At 34.8% G+C, this 16,362-nt stretch carries 14 protein-coding genes; 7 read left to right on the forward strand and 7 right to left on the reverse strand.

What is annotated here, in order from left to right; translation table 11 throughout:
• Positions 1-5: 5 nt before the first annotated feature.
• Complete coding sequence (surE, locus tag LC814_RS08955; RefSeq protein ID WP_226063594.1) at positions 6-770, reverse strand: 5'/3'-nucleotidase SurE; 765 nt, start codon at positions 768-770, stop codon at positions 6-8.
• A 134-nt stretch (positions 771-904) separates the two neighbouring features.
• Between surE and LC814_RS08960 the strand changes: the two genes are divergently transcribed.
• The 6 genes from LC814_RS08960 (at position 905) to cls (ending at position 7,290) form a co-directional block, all read left to right on the forward strand.
• Positions 905-3,025: a carboxy terminal-processing peptidase gene (locus tag LC814_RS08960; protein ID WP_226063595.1), complete on the forward strand. Its 2,121-nt coding sequence runs from the start codon at positions 905-907 to the stop codon at positions 3,023-3,025.
• A 140-nt stretch (positions 3,026-3,165) separates the two neighbouring features.
• Entirely contained in the window at positions 3,166-4,470 is a 1,305-nt protein-coding gene (locus tag LC814_RS08965; protein ID WP_226063596.1) for a 2TM domain-containing protein, read from the forward strand.
• Positions 4,471-4,475: 5 nt separating this feature from the next.
• On the forward strand, positions 4,476-4,757 hold the full coding sequence (locus LC814_RS08970) for a 2TM domain-containing protein (RefSeq protein WP_226063597.1): 282 nt from the start codon (positions 4,476-4,478) through the stop codon (positions 4,755-4,757).
• Between the two features lie 4 nt (positions 4,758-4,761).
• On the forward strand, positions 4,762-5,055 hold the full coding sequence (locus LC814_RS08975; protein WP_226063598.1) for a 2TM domain-containing protein: 294 nt from the start codon (positions 4,762-4,764) through the stop codon (positions 5,053-5,055).
• A 32-nt stretch (positions 5,056-5,087) separates the two neighbouring features.
• The gene (locus tag LC814_RS08980) at positions 5,088-5,828 is read left to right on the forward strand and encodes a LytR/AlgR family response regulator transcription factor (RefSeq protein ID WP_226065802.1); all 741 of its coding nucleotides are present in this window, start codon (positions 5,088-5,090) and stop codon (positions 5,826-5,828) included.
• A gap of 10 nt (positions 5,829-5,838) precedes the next feature.
• Positions 5,839-7,290, forward strand: coding sequence for a cardiolipin synthase (gene cls, locus LC814_RS08985; RefSeq protein ID WP_226063599.1), 1,452 nt, complete (start codon positions 5,839-5,841; stop codon positions 7,288-7,290).
• A 31-nt stretch (positions 7,291-7,321) separates the two neighbouring features.
• Here cls and LC814_RS08990 read toward each other — a convergent pair whose 3' ends face one another.
• Entirely contained in the window at positions 7,322-8,410 is a 1,089-nt protein-coding gene (locus tag LC814_RS08990; RefSeq protein ID WP_226063600.1) for an endonuclease/exonuclease/phosphatase family protein, read from the reverse strand.
• A 229-nt stretch (positions 8,411-8,639) separates the two neighbouring features.
• Between LC814_RS08990 and LC814_RS08995 the strand changes: the two genes are divergently transcribed.
• Positions 8,640-9,383, forward strand: coding sequence for a sterol desaturase family protein (locus LC814_RS08995; protein WP_226063601.1), 744 nt, complete (start codon positions 8,640-8,642; stop codon positions 9,381-9,383).
• A gap of 89 nt (positions 9,384-9,472) precedes the next feature.
• On the opposite strand, the gene LC814_RS09000 is transcribed toward LC814_RS08995, so the two are convergent.
• The 5 genes from LC814_RS09000 to mnmA form a co-directional block, all read right to left on the reverse strand.
• The gene (locus LC814_RS09000) at positions 9,473-11,491 is read right to left on the reverse strand and encodes a M13 family metallopeptidase (RefSeq protein ID WP_226063602.1); all 2,019 of its coding nucleotides are present in this window, start codon (positions 11,489-11,491) and stop codon (positions 9,473-9,475) included.
• A gap of 269 nt (positions 11,492-11,760) precedes the next feature.
• Positions 11,761-12,453 carry a Dph6-related ATP pyrophosphatase gene (locus LC814_RS09005; RefSeq protein ID WP_226063603.1) on the reverse strand — a complete coding sequence of 231 codons (693 nt, stop codon included), beginning with the start codon at positions 12,451-12,453 and terminating at the stop codon, positions 11,761-11,763.
• A gap of 74 nt (positions 12,454-12,527) precedes the next feature.
• Positions 12,528-13,544, reverse strand: coding sequence for an MAE_28990/MAE_18760 family HEPN-like nuclease (locus tag LC814_RS09010; protein WP_226063604.1), 1,017 nt, complete (start codon positions 13,542-13,544; stop codon positions 12,528-12,530).
• Positions 13,537-14,745 (reverse strand): DUF262 domain-containing protein, encoded by a 1,209-nt coding sequence (locus LC814_RS09015; protein ID WP_226063605.1) that lies wholly within the window; start codon positions 14,743-14,745, stop codon positions 13,537-13,539. Before LC814_RS09015 ends, LC814_RS09010 begins: the two co-directional genes overlap by 8 nt.
• A 184-nt stretch (positions 14,746-14,929) precedes the next feature.
• Positions 14,930-16,117, reverse strand: coding sequence for a tRNA 2-thiouridine(34) synthase MnmA (gene mnmA, locus LC814_RS09020; RefSeq protein ID WP_226063606.1), 1,188 nt, complete (start codon positions 16,115-16,117; stop codon positions 14,930-14,932).
• Positions 16,118-16,362: the final 245 nt, after the last annotated feature.

Below are 16,362 nucleotides of genomic sequence, written 5' to 3' on the forward strand. Positions count from 1 at the left end.
CCAAACTATTCCAAAATTTCTCTCAACTGTTGTAAATGCTCGTGCGCGGTCAAGTCAAATTTTACAGGAACGATAGAAATAAATCCAGCTTCCAACGCAGTTTCATCAGCATCGTCACCAGAATCCATATTGTTAAAATAACCGGTTAACCAGTAATATTTTTTACCATGTGGGTTGATTCTCTCATCAAAGTTCTCTTCCCATTTGGCTTTTGCCTGGCGACAGACCTTTATCCCTTTTATTTCCTCTTTCGGAAGTTTGGGAATATTTACATTTAAAACGATGCCTGGCGGTAAAGGATTTTCTAAAACTTTTCTTACAATATCCTGAATGTATTCTTTCGCTTGAGAGAAATCGGCATCCCAGGAAAAATCAAGCAAAGAAAAACCGATGGCTTGCAATCCTTCTACACCTGCTTCTACCGCGGCACTCATCGTACCAGAGTAAATCACATTAATCGATGAATTGGCACCATGATTAATTCCAGAAACCACCAAGTCAGGTTTTCTGGTTAAAATTTTGTTCAATGCAAATTTCACACAGTCAACGGGCGTTCCACTTAATGAATAATCCTTTTGTGGTCCTTCTAAATTAATTTCTTCAAAAGTTAAGGTCGAATCAATTGTAATTGCGTGACCTTTACCGGATTGCGGTGAGTTTGGAGCGACTACAACGACTTCTCCTATTTCATTCATAAAGTTCACTAGATTTCGAATTCCCGGTGCGGTTATTCCATCATCATTGGTCACTAATATCAAGGGCTTTTGCATGTAAATTTTAGGTTTCTACAAATTTAATTAAAAAATAGGGCCTAGATGTAAATAAGGTATTAATTTTGTTTACTTGTAAAACCCTGTAACAAAACTGGGAAAATATCAACAAATTATCTATTACTACTAATTATATGTTTAAAAAATTTAGCCTCAATACTTTACTTCTTTTTATACCATTGACGAGTTTGGTGTTTTGTTTTAACACTCCGAAGAATGACGATGAAAAAATGTCGACGATCATGATCAGTGTAAAAAATACACTGAGTTATCTTCATTATTCCCCTAAACCTATTAACGACGCCTATTCGCAGGAAGTTTACAAGCATTACTTTGAAATGGTCGACGCTTCCAAGAGATATTTTTTACAGTCAGATATGGCTGAATTTGCGCAGCATAAAACCAAACTTGATGATTATCTTAATCAGGGAGATCTGAAGTTTTACAAATTGACTATAGACCGTTTATATCAAAGGGTTGACGAGATTGATAAAATCACACAGGACATTCTGAGCAAACCGGTTAATCTTAATGAAGATGAAACCTTGATTTTGGAACCGAAAGTGAAAACAAGTCCCGCAAATCAAACGGAGTTGGCTTCGGAATGGAGAAAATATATTAAGTACAATATCCTACAGGAAATGGAATCTTTAACTGCAAAAGAAGAAATGCAGAAAGAGAAGAAAGATTCAGTACAAAAATTCAATTTGAAGGATACCATTAAACTTGAAATTTTAACGCCGGATGAAAAGAGAGTGAAAGCAACTCAAGAAGTAAAGGATTTGGTCACCGATACCTTCCGAAGGTTCAAGAAAAGAAACAAAATGGATTGGTTTACGGTGTATATGAATTCGTACACCGAAGTTTTCGATCCGCATACAAATTATTATTCTCCGAAAAATAAAGAAGATTTCGATACCCAGTTTAAAGGAAAAGTGATTGGAATCGGTGCAATTATTCAGGAGAAAAGAGGGTTTTTATTCTTAGGTCCACTAACAATCGGAGCACCAGCTTGGAAATCTAAACAACTTACTGAAGGTGACAAAATTTTAAAAGTAAGATCTAAACCGGGTGAAGATGCTGTAAACGTAGTGGGAATGCTTTCCGACGAGGCAGTACGATTGATCCGGGGGGAGAAAGGAACTAAAGTAACTTTAACCGTAGAGAAAAAAGATAAAACGATTCGGGAAGTCACCATGATTCGGGAAGAAGTGGCGATTGAAGATACGTTTGCACGGAGCATTATTGTAAATTCTACCGATGGCAAAAAATATGGTTTCATCAGTTTGCCAAGCTTTAATGCAGATTTTGAAGATGCAAAAGGACGAAATGCGTCTGACGATATTAAAAATGAACTGATCAAACTTAAAGCCCAAAATGTTCAAGGAATTGTTCTTGATTTGCGAAATAATGGTGGCGGAAGTTTAACTGAAGTTGGCGATATCATGGGATTATTTATGAATGAAGGTCCTTATGTTCAGGTGAAAGATGGAAACGGAAAAATTCAAACGCTTCGTAATAAATCAAATACGCCGCTTTGGACAGGTCCGCTGGTAATCATGCAAAATGAACTTTCAGCTTCGGCTTCAGAGATTTTGGCTGGTGCCATTCAAGATTACGGCAGAGGTGTCGTTATCGGCTCGCCTCAATCTTTTGGAAAAGGAACGGTGCAGACTTTCGTTGATTTAAACAGGTTTTTAAATTCCACCGATGATTTCGGGTCTTTAAAATTAACGATTCAGAAATTCTACCGAATTAGTGGTGAATCAACACAGCGTAAAGGAATTGAGTCTGATATAAAAATGAAAGATTTTTATACCTATTCTGAAATTGGAGAGCGATATGATGATTATGCCTTAGCATGGGACAAAATTCCATCCGTACAATATCAACCTGTGAACTATTTTTCAATATTGGCTTTGCAAAAAGGAGTGGAAGCGCGACTTGCCAATAATAAAACCTATCAGCTTGTACAAGAATCTGCACAGTGGAAAGAAAATTTAGATAAGGAAGAAACCATTTCATTAAATCGAGAAAAATTTAATGAAGTAATGCAGAAAAGAAAAGCCCAAATCAAGAAGTTTAAAGGTTTAGAAAAATTCAATAACGGATTGAAATTTTCACTGAATCCTGATGAAGCACTGCGCGAGAAAAAAGATGAAGCATTTACCAAGAAAACACAATTGTGGACGAAAAATTTACAACGTGATCTTTATCTTCAGGAAGCGATCCATGTTATTTCCGAAATGAAATAAAAACGAAAAAATCATTACAATAACCACCGAATACCGGTGGTTTTTTTGTTTCTACGATTCAGCATTTAATTTTTACCATTCAGTCACTAAATTTTTTATTTACCTTTAATCAGTTATACATTTGATCCAACAATTAAATCATGCAAAGAAAAAGTTTACTGACCATCGGATGGATTACCTTTTTTATAGGAACGCTCATCTTTGTATTTTTCACACCAGAAAAATCCTTGAAAAATTACTTTATTAATATTTTTATTTCGGGGTTATATACTTTTACAATTGCGGTTGGAAATGGAGTTGTCAACAACTATCTAAACCAAAGATATTCTTGGGTGGAAGAGACTAAAAAACGTACAATTTTCGGGATTATATCTACGCTGATTGTTAATGTAATTCTGGTTCTTTTCTGCAACTATATTAATTTTATTATTTTCCAGAAACAAGATGTTGCTAATTTTTTCTCGGGTGAGATGGGATTTTCGAATTGGATCACCATTAATGTCGCATTACTAATCTCCGCCTTTTTGCATGCAAAAGGTTTTGTTGAAGAATGGAAAAGTTCAACCCGACAGGAAGTCGTTCAGCAAAAACTAATTGCGAAGTCTGCCAATGCGCAGTTTGAAAGTTTAAAAAATCAATTAGATCCTCATTTTTTATTCAATTCCTTAAACGTCCTTAGTTCTTTAATTGATGAAAATCCGGAGCAGGCACAACGCTTCACGTCGTCGATGTCTAAGATCTACCGGTATGTTTTAGAACAGAAAGATAAAGAACTGGTCACCGTAGAAGAAGAAATAGAGTTTGCAAGAATTTATTGTGATTTGCTAAAAACCCGTTTTGAAGACAGCGTGAGTTTCGATTTTAATGTAAATGCTGCTGAATTGAAATTTTTCGTGGTGCCGCTTTCCTTACAATTATTATTGGAGAATTGCATTAAACATAATTTTGCGACGTCGGGAAAACCTTTACATATAGAAATTTATGTTCAAGACAATCATCTTATTGTAGAGAACAATTTGCAACAAAGAGAACAAGTCAAAGAAAGCGCTGGTATTGGTCTTTCAAATATTGTTCAGCGCTATGCTTTATTAACCAAACAAAATGTTTTTATTGAAAAATCACCTCTTTTCTTTAAGGTAAAAATACCAATGCTAATTCAAAAAATTAAAACCATGAATACAATTTCCGATCAAGCGCAATCTTATGCGCGAGCCTCTAAAAGAGTGAAAGACTTGAAGGGCTTTTACAGCAATCTTATCGCATACTGTGTGGTCATTCCTTTCCTTATCTTCATCAACCTGCGTACTGCACCAGAATATTACTGGTTTTGGTGGCCCGCTTTGGGTTGGGGAATCGGTGTGGGGCTTAATGCTTTACAGGTATTTGGTATCAGCAACAATTGGGAAGAAAAGCAAATTCAGAAAATTTTAAATAAAGAAAAATAAATATCATGGAAAACTTAACAAAGACAGAAATTGATTATTCGATCGCCAAAGAGCGCGTAAATCAGCTTAAAAAATTCTACGCAAACCTGGCAATTTTCACCATCGTGTTTGCAGTATATAATTTCCGACAATTTTACTTAACAGGAGAAATAACCATTTTAAGTTTTGATAAATGGTCCGGAGTTTTTTGGATTTGGAGAATTATTTTGGCGGTAAAAGCACTAAAACTATTCTTTTTTAATACAAGTTGGGAAAGAAGGATGCTAGATAAAGAACTCAATAAATAAGATCATGGAAAATTTTAACGATACTGATATCAGATATTTAGAGGCTAAAAAACGGGTAAAAAGAATCAAAGGATTTTATATTCATGCATTTATTTACGTTGTTGTAAATATTGGTCTTATACTGATCAATGTTGATTACGGTAAAAGAAGCTTAGACAATATTGATTTGTATTGGACGCCGATTTTCTGGGGAGTTGGGCTTCTTGGTCATGGTTTAAGTGTTTTTCTGCCAAATTTTATTTTAGGTAAAAACTGGGAAGAAGAGAAAATACGCGAATTAATGAATAAAAATAAGTAGTTTTATTTCATAAATGATAAACTGTGAGAAGTATTAAAACCGTCATCATTGAAGATGAAAAACCAGCGGCCCGAAAATTAGAAAGGCTTTTGAGCGAGTTCACTGATTTAGAACTTGTTGGAACAATACATTCCGTGGAAGAAGGCATGCAGTGGTTTGAGAATAATGGGGCGCCTGACTTAATCTTTTCAGATATTGTTTTGGGAGACGGACTATCTTTTGATATTTTCGATAAAATTTCGGTGAAGAGTTTTATCATTTACACCACGGCTTTCGATCAATATACATTAAAAGCTTTTAAGCTGAATTCTATCGACTATCTTTTAAAACCAATTATGTCTGAGGATCTCGCGCGCGCAATTGAAAAGTTTAAAAGTTTTCTGCCTTCGGATATTCAGTATAATACGCAGGAAATTAAATCATTAATTAAAGAAGATAAGCAAAAGCTTTCCCGTATTTTGGTTAAAATAGGATATAATCTGAAAATTATTCAAACCGCAGAAGTTACCTGCTTTTTTAGTGAAAATAAAATAGTGTATCTGCAAACATCAGAGCGAACTTATCCGACCGATTTTACTTTAGATGAATTACAGGAAGTTTTGGAAGAACAGAAGTTTTTCCGGGTGAACAGGCAGTTTATTGTGAACTCAGATTATATTAAAAATATTCATACTTCGCCTTTTTATAAAGTGGAACTGAGTGCGCAACCTGAGGAGGAAATAACGGTAAGTCGCGATCGTCTAAAGGATTTTAAAGACTGGCTTTGTAAATAAAAACAACATTATGAACTGGATTTTAATTCTAGAGGTTCTTTACGTTATTTTTATTGTCGGCGTTTTGCTCCGCGTTGTTTACGACACCCAAAGTGTGACCAAAACTTTAGCTTATATTTTAATGGTTATTTTTTTACCATTAATCGGTGTTTTGATTTATTTTTCTTTTGGCATCAATTATCGGAAAAATAAACTGTACAGTAAAAAAATTATCCAGGATCAAGAACAGCAAAAAAAGGTTCTGCAAAAATTAGAGGATTACAATCGGGAAAATCTGCGAAATTCCAAGGAAAGTTTAAAGTTTCCGGGTCTCTCGAATATGATTTATCAAACGGATCGAAGTCCTTTAACGATGAACAATCACACCCAGTTGCTCATCAATGGTGAAGAAAAATTTCCAGTTGTTCTAGAAGAGTTGAAAAAAGCACAACATCATATTCATATTGAATATTATATTTATGAAGATGATGAAATTGGTCGCGCGATCGAAGAAATATTAATTGCTAAAGCAAAAGAAGGCGTTGAAGTTCGTTTTATTTATGATGATTTTGGAAGTTCATCCATTCGAAAAACTTTGGTAAAAAGACTTCAGGAAAATGGCGTGAAAGCTTTCCCTTTTTATAAAATTATTTTAATAAAACTCGCGAACCGCCTTAACTATAGAGATCACCGTAAAATAATTGTAATTGATGGACGGGTTTCATTTGTAGGCGGAATTAATGTTTCGGATAAATACATCAACGGTAAAGGAAAAAACGAACTTTTTTGGCGGGATACGCATCTTAAAATTGAAGGTGACGCAACAGCTATTTTGCAGCATATTTTCATCGGCGACTGGAATTATTGTTCCAATGAAAAACTAACATTAAATGACTTCTATTTTCCGAAACAAGAGCAAAAATTAGCGGATCAACATAAAACGGTACAGATTGTTTCCAGTGGTCCAGATTCCGATCGGCCTTCCATTTATTACGCAGTTATAAAAGCTATTCAATCTGCAAAAACTGAGGTTCTGTTGACAACGCCTTATTTTATTCCCGGCGAAACAATTATCGACGTCATGAAGATGGCCGGACTTTCTGGTGTGGAAGTAAAACTTTTAGTGCCGGGAATTTCCGATTCTTACTTGGTGAATGCTGCGGCTAAATCTTATTACACCGACCTTTTAAAAGCAGGAGTTAAAATCTATCTCTATCAAAAGGGTTTTGTTCACGCCAAAACTTTGGTGATTGACCGTGAGCTTGCGATGGTGGGAACGGCAAATCTGGATTACCGAAGCTTCGATCTTAATTTTGAAGTGAATGCAGTTGTTTACGATCAAGAATTGGCAGCAGAATTAGCGACTCATTTTGAGGAGGATTTGAAAGATGCCAAACAAATTGAAATTAATGCCTGGTTGCAGCGCCCAAAACATATTCAATTGATCGAAAAAATCGTGCGCTTGATTTCGCCGATGCTTTAAAGCTGTTTCTGTATAGCGGGTTATTCTCGGACTAATATTCTTTGGCAACAGCAGGCCTGTCGCTTTCTTCTTCGATTCCGTTTTCTATAATTTCTTCAACTGTTTCTTCTTCTTCTTCTTCCAGCGTTTCTACATCCTCCTTCTGAACTTCATTTTTGGTATTGATAAAGAAACTGCAGAACAGTGGTAAATGATCACTTCCTATATTTCGTAAAGTTTTAAAGTCTTCAATAAAAATATCTGTAGAGTGGAAAAAAAGATCGATTGGGAACCTCAATAATTTATATTTTGCGTGGTAGGTAGAGACAAATCCCCGTCCGATTCTAGGGTCTATCAACTCTGAGGTTTTTCTAAAAAGGATAGAAGACCGCGCCCAGGCTACATTGTTAAAATCTCCAACTACGATAACTGGTCCCTGTATTTCTTTCACTTTTTTACCAACCGCCAGTAGCTCGCCATCTCTTTCCTTGGCAGTATCTTCTTCTGTCGGACTTGGCGGCGGCGGATGAACGCCAAAAAAAGTGAATTTCATGCCGTTTTCACTAAAGAGAGACGCTTCAATACTTGGTAAATCATCTGCGATGAGGTAATTCACTTTTATATAATCAACTTTTAGTTTGGTATAAAAGTGAATTCCGTACGTATTTTCTAAGGGGACTTTTTTAAAATTTGGATAATCGTCTTCGATTTGTGTCAAGGCATTTTCCCAATTTTGATCCGATTCCATCGTTAGTAAAATATCTGGCTGCACTTCTTCCACTAGATTAATCAGTTTCTCGTAATGCTCATTAAACTGATAAACATTAACGGAAATAATAGAAATAGGATTAGAATCTATCGTATTGTTTCGGGCCGTATTTCGTTTGTATAGTGTCGTATAAGGAATTAAAATGATGACGTGATTGATGATAAGACCTAGATGAACCACTAAAACACTCCAAAAAATAACGCTTATATCCTGTAAGAAAAGAAATCCTAAAAGGAGGGTGGCAACTTGAAGGACGACTATCTGAACCCGACCAAACTCCCAGACCCGAAAGATCCAGTGCTGATTCCGGATGAAAGGGAGAATACTTGCCGTAATAGATATCGCGGATAAAAAGTAAAATACAAATAGCATAAATTATAATTGGGTGAATTCAACAAGATAAACAAAGTCTTGCTTAATTAATTCGCGATAAAGATAGCAATAATGTAAAAATAGAGGATTTTTTTTTGCGTGTAAAAGGTGAGTTGTATTTTAATATAATGTTCAAATCTCCCTAAGAATATCTTGGAATTTTATTTAATGGTCTTTACTAAACCAATATTTCGAATCTTTTCCTAACTTTGAAATTACTAAAATAAAGTTGATCACGATCATAATGGGAGAAATCATTGGTTATATCTTAATATTTTTTGCAATTCTACTCATTCGTTATTTTGCGACTGCAGGAATGTTTTATGCCTATTATCTACGAGTGAAGAATAACAAAACTTCAAAGAAAATATTAAGTCAACGCCCACTTAAAAAAGAGCAGGTAAAAAAAGAAATTTATTGGAGCATTATTTCTTCAGCTATTTTTGCTTTTTTTGGCGCCATAACATATTGGCTTTGGCTAAACGATATGACGGCTGTTTATTTAGATCCCTCAAAATATGGCTATTGGTATTTACCATTCAGTTTGGTAATCGTTTTATTAATTCACGAAACCTACTATTATTGGCTTCATCGCGCCATGCACATCCCGAAAATTTACAAAGTTGTGCACAAAATTCATCATAACAGTCTGAGCAGCACGCCCTGGACTGCTTTTTCTTTTCATCCGTGGGAAAGTGTTATTGAAGCACTAATTCTTCCTCTAATCTTATTGGTTTTGCCGGTAAATATTTATGTTCTACTTTTCTATCTATTGTTTATGACGTTTAGCAGTTTAGTCAATCACCTAGATATTGAAATTTATCCTGCGTATTTTAGAAAAAGTAGTTTTGGGAAATTATGGATTGACGCTACCCACCACCATTATCATCACAAAGAATTCAATACCAATTACGGCCTGTATTTTACATTTTGGGATAAATTAATGGGTACGGAAAGTCGCAAAATGGAATGATAAGATTATAAAAAAGATCGTGAGCTAAATAATAGCTCACCGTCTTTTATACTGTAACTTGTTTGTTTTAAGTGCACTAACAATTTCTTTTACCAGATCGTTATTCGCTTCTCTTTTGGCAAATACATTTTGTCCTCAGCTTTTACATCAAACGCTTTATAAAAAGGAGTGGTGTTCATGAGTGGGCCATTCACCCGCCAGATCGGTGGAGAATGCGGATTATTATTGATCCACAACCGAAGAAATTCATCTTTCATCTTCACTTTCCAAATTCTGGCAATAGAAAGGAAAAAGCGTTGATCTGGCGTAAAATTGCCCACTTTCGTAGAATCCTGTCCTTCCTTTGTCATTTTAAAAGCGTCGTAAGCAACAGCAATTCCTGCGATATCTGCTGTATTTTCGCCCACCGTCATATCACCTTTAACATGTAAACCATCCAGCACGGTAAATGTGCTGTATTGATCTATTACTTGCTGAATTCTTGATTTAAACTGGGCATAATCGTCTTTTGTCCACCAGTTTTTAACATTGCCATCTTTATCATATTGGGCACCTTGGTCATCAAATGTATGGGTTATTTCATGTCCGATTACCATTCCGATTCCGCCATAATTTAGGGCGTCATCTGCATCGTTATCAAAATAGGGCGATTGCAGTATTCCGGCTGGAAATACAATCTCATTTGCCGACGGATTGTTGTAGGCAGTAACGGTTGAGGGGGTTGTGAACCACTCGGAATGGTCGACCGGTTTACCCAATTTTGCAAGTTCACGTTGGTAACCAGCTGCAGACGCTGAAACTAAATTTTCAAAATAAGAATCTCTGCCGATACGCACATTACTGTAATCTTTCCATTTATCGGGATAACCAATTTTTTTAGTCATCGCGAAGAGTTTTTCTTTTGCCTTCTGTTTGGTGCTGGCGCTCATCCAGTCCAGATTATCAATTCTTACCGCATAAGCCTTTTGAACATTATTAACAAGATCTAACATTCTTTTTTTGGCAGATTCCGGAAAATATTTCTTCACATACAATTGTCCTAAAGCTTCGCCCAGGTAATTATCAACAGCGCTTGCCATGATTTCGCCACGAGATTTTTGAACCGCCTGACCAGATAATACTTTACTAAAGTCAAAAGCCGCATCTACAAAAGGTTGACTTAAATTAGCAGAATATCCTGCAATGGCATTTGCCCGTAAATATAATTTCCAGTGGTTGATAGGAATAGACTTTAAGAGGTCGTTTAATTTTACATAATAGGCCGGTTGACCAATATCAATAGAATCGGTTTCAGCGCCTAAATTTTCAAGAAAACGCGCCCAGCCGATGTTGGGTTGTGTTTTATCAAGATCTTTTACAGCCATCATATTGTAATTTGCAATCACATCACGGCGCTCTACTCTTGTGCGGTGAGAAGCTGCAAGTTGTTTATCAATATCGTACACAATATCCGCATCTTTTTTAGCTTCTACCTGATTGCTACCAGTAAGCTGAAACAAGGTGGAAAGATATTTTTTATAGGCATTCTGAATAGCAACCGTTGATTCATCTGTTTTAAAATAATAATCGCGGTCGGGTAAACCGAGACCTGTTTGAGAAGCATGTGCAATATTCATATTGCTGTTTTTATCGTCGGGACCGACTCCAAATGCCATTATAAAACCATTATCAACTTTCATTTGATTGGCCACAAAATCCATCAAAGATGGTACATCACGAATGGCTTCAATAGTTGAAAGCGTAGGTTTAATAGGTTCGAAACCGCGCTTATTAATGGTTGCAGTATCCATTCCGGCAGCGTAAAAGTCTCCTACTTTTTGTTCGATGCTTCCTTCCTGATGTTGCCCGCGTGAAACGCTGTCTAATATTCCTTGTAACCGCATGCGTTGTGGATAATTCATAAACATATAGGCGCCAACTCCTGCCTGAGAAGCCGGTATCGTTACGGAATCGTACCATTTGCCATTTGCATATTTATAAAAATTATCACCGGGCTTTAAGGAAAAGTCGACTCCCGTGATTTCCACAAATTTTTTGTCGGGAGTCGCAGGTCTTGTACAGGAGACCATGGTAAAAAGCGTTACAAAAAGGAGAACTGCGTGTTTCATTGTTTTAATTTCTATTAAAATTAAACATTTTGGCAATATAAAGGCAGTTTAATTGGATTATTACCAGATTAATCATCGATTCTGGTTTTAAACCATACTATTTACACTAAAATATAGATGCAGCTTTAAAACGGAAAGGTCGTAAGCAAAAAATAACCTTAAATGCCGCTAATACTCAAAATAGGCAGATGTATTCTAGTAGTTAAGATCTTAATTTCGAAAATATTTGTATAACTAAAGGAGTCGTCGACCGAGTTTCTCACATGATGTTAAACTGTCAGTACAGCCTGCCAATATTCAAAAGTCTTTTTTTCTCCTGTATCTAACGTAAAATCAAATGAAGTTTTAGTCGTTTCCGAAATTGAAAACTTAACTTCCTTCTTAAATAAGCCGCCGGCATAAGATAATGTGTGATACTCCCCATTTTCTCCGCAAACATCGATATTCTTCGGAAATGAGTTGATTAAATTTTGGTCTAAATCTTTTCCAATAAATGTTTCATCTAATAGATCGGCTTGAGTAACAATGATTTTTGATTGAATTCCGGATCCTAAAAAATCGTCGATTACTTCCTGCGATGTTTTTTCCCAAAGTGGTTCTACAACTTCAATTCTTAAAGGCTGAAGTTTGCTTTCCCGATATGCTTTGACGTCTGATAAAAAGATATCACCAAAAATAAAATGCTTCACGCCTTGTTCTTTAAAATGAGTGACTGCTTCTGCCATTTTCTCCTCGTAATTTTTCAACATTGTAGAAGATGTGACCGCGTACAAAGGGATGCCAATACTTTCGGCCTGTCTTTCTAATATTTCCAAAGGAATAGAATGCATCGAAGATTTTTGAGTTTCTTCATTCATAGTTGTCAGTAATGCAATGACTTCAAATTCTTTTTCTTCCAGAACTTTCTGAAGTGCTAAAGCAGAATCTTTTCCGCCACTCCAGTTGAAAACTGCTCTTTTCATTGAGTACGTGAATTTAAATATTTTCCTTTCCGCTGGCTACGATTAATGTTTTCTTATGCATGTGTTTTATAATATTAGCATACTTTGAACTTCATTGTATCTTTAATTTTTTTGTCTACTTTAATACCAATATCAACATTTTCATTTTCGATTGTATTTAATATGCTGGTTTTGTTATGTTGAATATTCAAAATATTAGTGTAAAATATGCTTGGAAAGTGATTGTCAGATTTAACTAATATTTTAGTTTTTTTGTCTATTATTCTTCCTTTTGTATTAAAACATAAGATCTCTTTATTAAAAATACTAATAACCTCAATATCGTTATTGTTAAGCTCGTAAATTTTAGACAAATAACTACAATTTATTAATTCAAATAACGATTTAGAAAAGATTTTCATAAAATCAATATAGTCAAATAGTATAGTCTTATTTATCAGCTGAACATTAATTACGCCATGTGCTATATCATTTCTTAAATCACAAATATGTTCAACAATTTGAAATACAATGGTATTCTTTTTTGATGAAAAATCTGAAACATTATTTTCTAAATAAGATTTTAAGGGTTCATATTGTCTGACTAAACTTGAAAAGTTTTTAATTCCAATTTCTGTAAAATAGTTGTCAATTACTGATATCCTAAAATTAGCACTATGATTTAGAAAGGCTTCAATATTAAGGACAGGAGAGTTTTCGTTTATGTTATTGTGTAAGATTTCAACTAATTTCTCTGGTCTTAAATTTTTATTCTTTCTATAATCTAGTTGTTTTAATATTTCTAATGTTTTATTTAAATTGTTTTTCTGTATTTCTTCAGGCAAAGAATTATAGGTTGTTGTTATTGCGCAAATGTTTTCTAAATATTTAGATATTAATTGCTCAATAAAATGTTCATATGCTCCATATATAGAAATAATATGAGAGCTAAAATCAAACTGCTTAATTTTTGAAATTGTCAAAGTTTTCAGAACAGTGTCTGGGTTATGTTTTTCAATTTTTGATTGATTTTTATAACTTCTATTTTGAAAATCTATGTAATACTTAAGCAAATCCATTTCTATTTGAAATTCACTTAATATTTTATTCATTGATGAAGGAGTTTATATATTCATTGAGTATTTCAATTCTATCTATGACTTTTGTTTTATTAGTATCACGTCCTTTGAATGCATCGTATTCCGTTTTGTGAAAATTTTCTAAACCAGATATAATTTCTTGCTTTTTAGTCAATATTTTTTCCTTACTATCAAGGTTGTTTGCTAAAACTTGCATAAGTGGGTCGTACAAAATTTTTGTAGGTCTTTCATAGTGAAACCATTTTTCTTCTCTATTTCTATGAAGCCAAAAAGCTTTCTCTTCAAATAAATTGTAGGCAAATTCTACAGTTTCATTAAATGTTTTTTTCAAGTTATCTAAAACGTCATCATTAAATTGTTCATTACCCTTTTTAAGAAATTCATCTAAAAAGAACTCCATTGTATTTCCTTGCCATTGATCAATTTGTCTATAGGCAAAAAATCTCAGTACAAGTTCTGCATCAGACATATCTTTAAAATACTTATCTTCAATTACTTGTTGGCGAGGTTGACCTGTTGTTAATTCTGTTTCATCAGGTTCTGGAATATCCCATAGTCTGCAAAAATATTTGTTTCGTGATAGAACTATTGTTAAATTGTTAAGACCACCAGGAAATAAAGCATTTCTAATTTCTTGAGCTTTTAATTTTTCACCACCACTATTTATTCTTTCAAAAACCAATTGCTTTAATCTATTAGCTTCTGTTTCCGATTTAGCGGTTTCTTGTAATAAAATTATTGAAGAAATATATCTTCTATCAATACCTTTTCTTATTTGATCTGGTAATTCAGAGTATTTTAAACCATTTAATTCCTTCCATTCTGCTAAATCTTGTAAAGCAAATCTATCTTCATAGAATTGCGAAATTGCAGTTAATCTTTGAAGTCCGTCCATTACTTCATAAACTGAATATTCACTTTCATATAGAAAAATTGGGGGAATAGGAACATTCATAATAAATGATTCAATTAATTTTGATTTTCTTGTAGCATCCCATCTATGTCGTCTTTGAAATTCTGGATTAAGAATATAATCATCGCTATTTACCATAGTGACAATTGTATTTAGTGGATAACGAGCTTGTTCAGTAATAATCCTTACTTCGCCTTTTTTATACTTTTCGTTGATTTCGTCGTTCGTCAACTTAATTTCATTTTCATTATCTTGTTGAAATAATTCAACTTTTTCATTTTCGTATAATTGGTTATTCATTTTATTTTTATTTGTTAATGGGAAATATCATACAACTCCTTTTCATTTATTACAAAATATTACAAAGCCACCTAATATAGGTCTACATATTTGACAACAATATTATATTATCTAATTGCTAAAATACCAAAAATTCCTCTTGAAAAATCAAAAGGAATTATATTATTAATTAAAAATCAGGATTTTACGAAATCACGCCACTTCCCACCAACTCATCCTCCAGATACCAGGCAGCAAACTGTCCTTCTGCAATCGCAGATTGTGGGTTTTCAAACTCGATAAAGAAACCTTCTTCAAATTGGTAAAGCGTCGCTTCTTCCAAAGTTTGTCGGTATCGGATTCTGGCTTTTACTTTCATCGATTCGCCATTTTGCAAACGCAAATCTTCACGAATCCAGTGAACTTCTGAGTTTTCTATTTTTAAAGCGCTTCTGAAAAGTCCCGGGAAATTTCTTCCTTCGCCTACAAAAACAATGTTTTTTTCAATATCTCTGGAAATCAAAAAGCAGGATTCTTTATGTCCGCCAATTCCCAAACCTTTACTTTGACCCACCGTAAAATAATGTGCACCCTGATGTTTGCCAATTACTTTTCCGTCCGATTTTTCGTAGTTGAGTTTCTGAGACAGGAATTCCAATTCTTCTAATTTTGAAGAAAACTCAGGCGTTTCTTGATGAAAACCAGTGAAATCATTAAAAATTTCTACAATTTCGCCTTCTTTCGGTTCCAGTTGTTGTTGCAGAAAAGTCGGTAAACTCACTTTCCCGATGAAACATAAACCCTGCGAATCTTTTTTATCTGCCGTCACCAAACCCATTTCCCGGGCGATTTCCCGAACTTCAGGTTTCGTCAATTCCCCAATCGGAAACAACGATTTCGACAACTGATCCTGATTCAACTGACAAAGGAAATACGACTGATCTTTATTGTTATCTGCTCCCGCTAAAAGGTGAAAAATCTCTTTTCCATTTTCATCAAAAGTAGAGTTCACCTGTGCGTAATGTCCTGTTGCAACTTTCTCAGCACCAAGCGATAAGGCTGTTTTCATGAACACGTCAAACTTCACTTCACGGTTACACAAAACATCAGGATTCGGCGTTCGGCCTTTTTTATATTCCTCGAACATATAATCTACGATTTTCTCCTTATACAGTTCACTCATATCAATGACCTGATAAGGGATTCCCAGTTTTTGCGCCACCATCAAAGCATCATTACTGTCCTCAATCCAGGGACATTCATCCTCCAAAGTTACCGACGCATCATTCCAGTTTCGCATAAAAAGCGCCACCACTTCATGACCTTGTTTTTGCAGCAAATAGGCTGCAACACTGGAATCTACACCTCCAGAAAGTCCAACTACAATTTTCATATGTTCATTTTATAAAGTCTTTCAAGGAGACTCTTTATTGAGGCTGCAAATTTACGACTTAATTAATGATTATGAGGAGCTTCACAATTGATTCCCTGTTCGAATGCCCGTCCCGCTGTCCGCTAAATCTTTCTCTTTTCTGAGGAAAAGAGAAAGGATACCGCTACCATCGGGGCTAGAAGAAAGTTCATCTCTTCTTTCCTCAATTTTAATTGCATAGAATTGAGCCTCCAGGTAATTATTGA

Origin of the sequence: Kaistella polysaccharea (genome assembly GCF_020410745.1) — a bacterium.
Classification (GTDB): Bacteria; Bacteroidota; Bacteroidia; order Flavobacteriales; family Weeksellaceae; genus Kaistella; species Kaistella polysaccharea.

Excerpts from the sequence above, each read along its gene's own strand:
- surE (WP_226063594.1), bottom strand. The coding sequence starts at position 770 with ATGCAAAAGCCCTTGATATTAGTGACCAATGATGATGGAATAACCGCA.
- LC814_RS08960 (WP_226063595.1), top strand. The coding sequence starts at position 905 with ATGTTTAAAAAATTTAGCCTCAATACTTTACTTCTTTTTATACCATTG.
- LC814_RS08965 (WP_226063596.1), top strand. The coding sequence starts at position 3,166 with ATGCAAAGAAAAAGTTTACTGACCATCGGATGGATTACCTTTTTTATA.
- LC814_RS08970 (WP_226063597.1), top strand. The coding sequence starts at position 4,476 with ATGGAAAACTTAACAAAGACAGAAATTGATTATTCGATCGCCAAAGAG.
- LC814_RS08975 (WP_226063598.1), top strand. The coding sequence starts at position 4,762 with ATGGAAAATTTTAACGATACTGATATCAGATATTTAGAGGCTAAAAAA.
- cls (WP_226063599.1), top strand. The coding sequence starts at position 5,839 with ATGAACTGGATTTTAATTCTAGAGGTTCTTTACGTTATTTTTATTGTC.
- LC814_RS08990 (WP_226063600.1), bottom strand. The coding sequence starts at position 8,410 with ATGCTATTTGTATTTTACTTTTTATCCGCGATATCTATTACGGCAAGT.
- LC814_RS09000 (WP_226063602.1), bottom strand. The coding sequence starts at position 11,491 with ATGAAACACGCAGTTCTCCTTTTTGTAACGCTTTTTACCATGGTCTCC.
- LC814_RS09005 (WP_226063603.1), bottom strand. The coding sequence starts at position 12,453 with ATGAAAAGAGCAGTTTTCAACTGGAGTGGCGGAAAAGATTCTGCTTTA.
- LC814_RS09010 (WP_226063604.1), bottom strand. The coding sequence starts at position 13,544 with ATGAATAAAATATTAAGTGAATTTCAAATAGAAATGGATTTGCTTAAG.
- LC814_RS09015 (WP_226063605.1), bottom strand. The coding sequence starts at position 14,745 with ATGAATAACCAATTATACGAAAATGAAAAAGTTGAATTATTTCAACAA.
- mnmA (WP_226063606.1), bottom strand. The coding sequence starts at position 16,117 with ATGAAAATTGTAGTTGGACTTTCTGGAGGTGTAGATTCCAGTGTTGCA.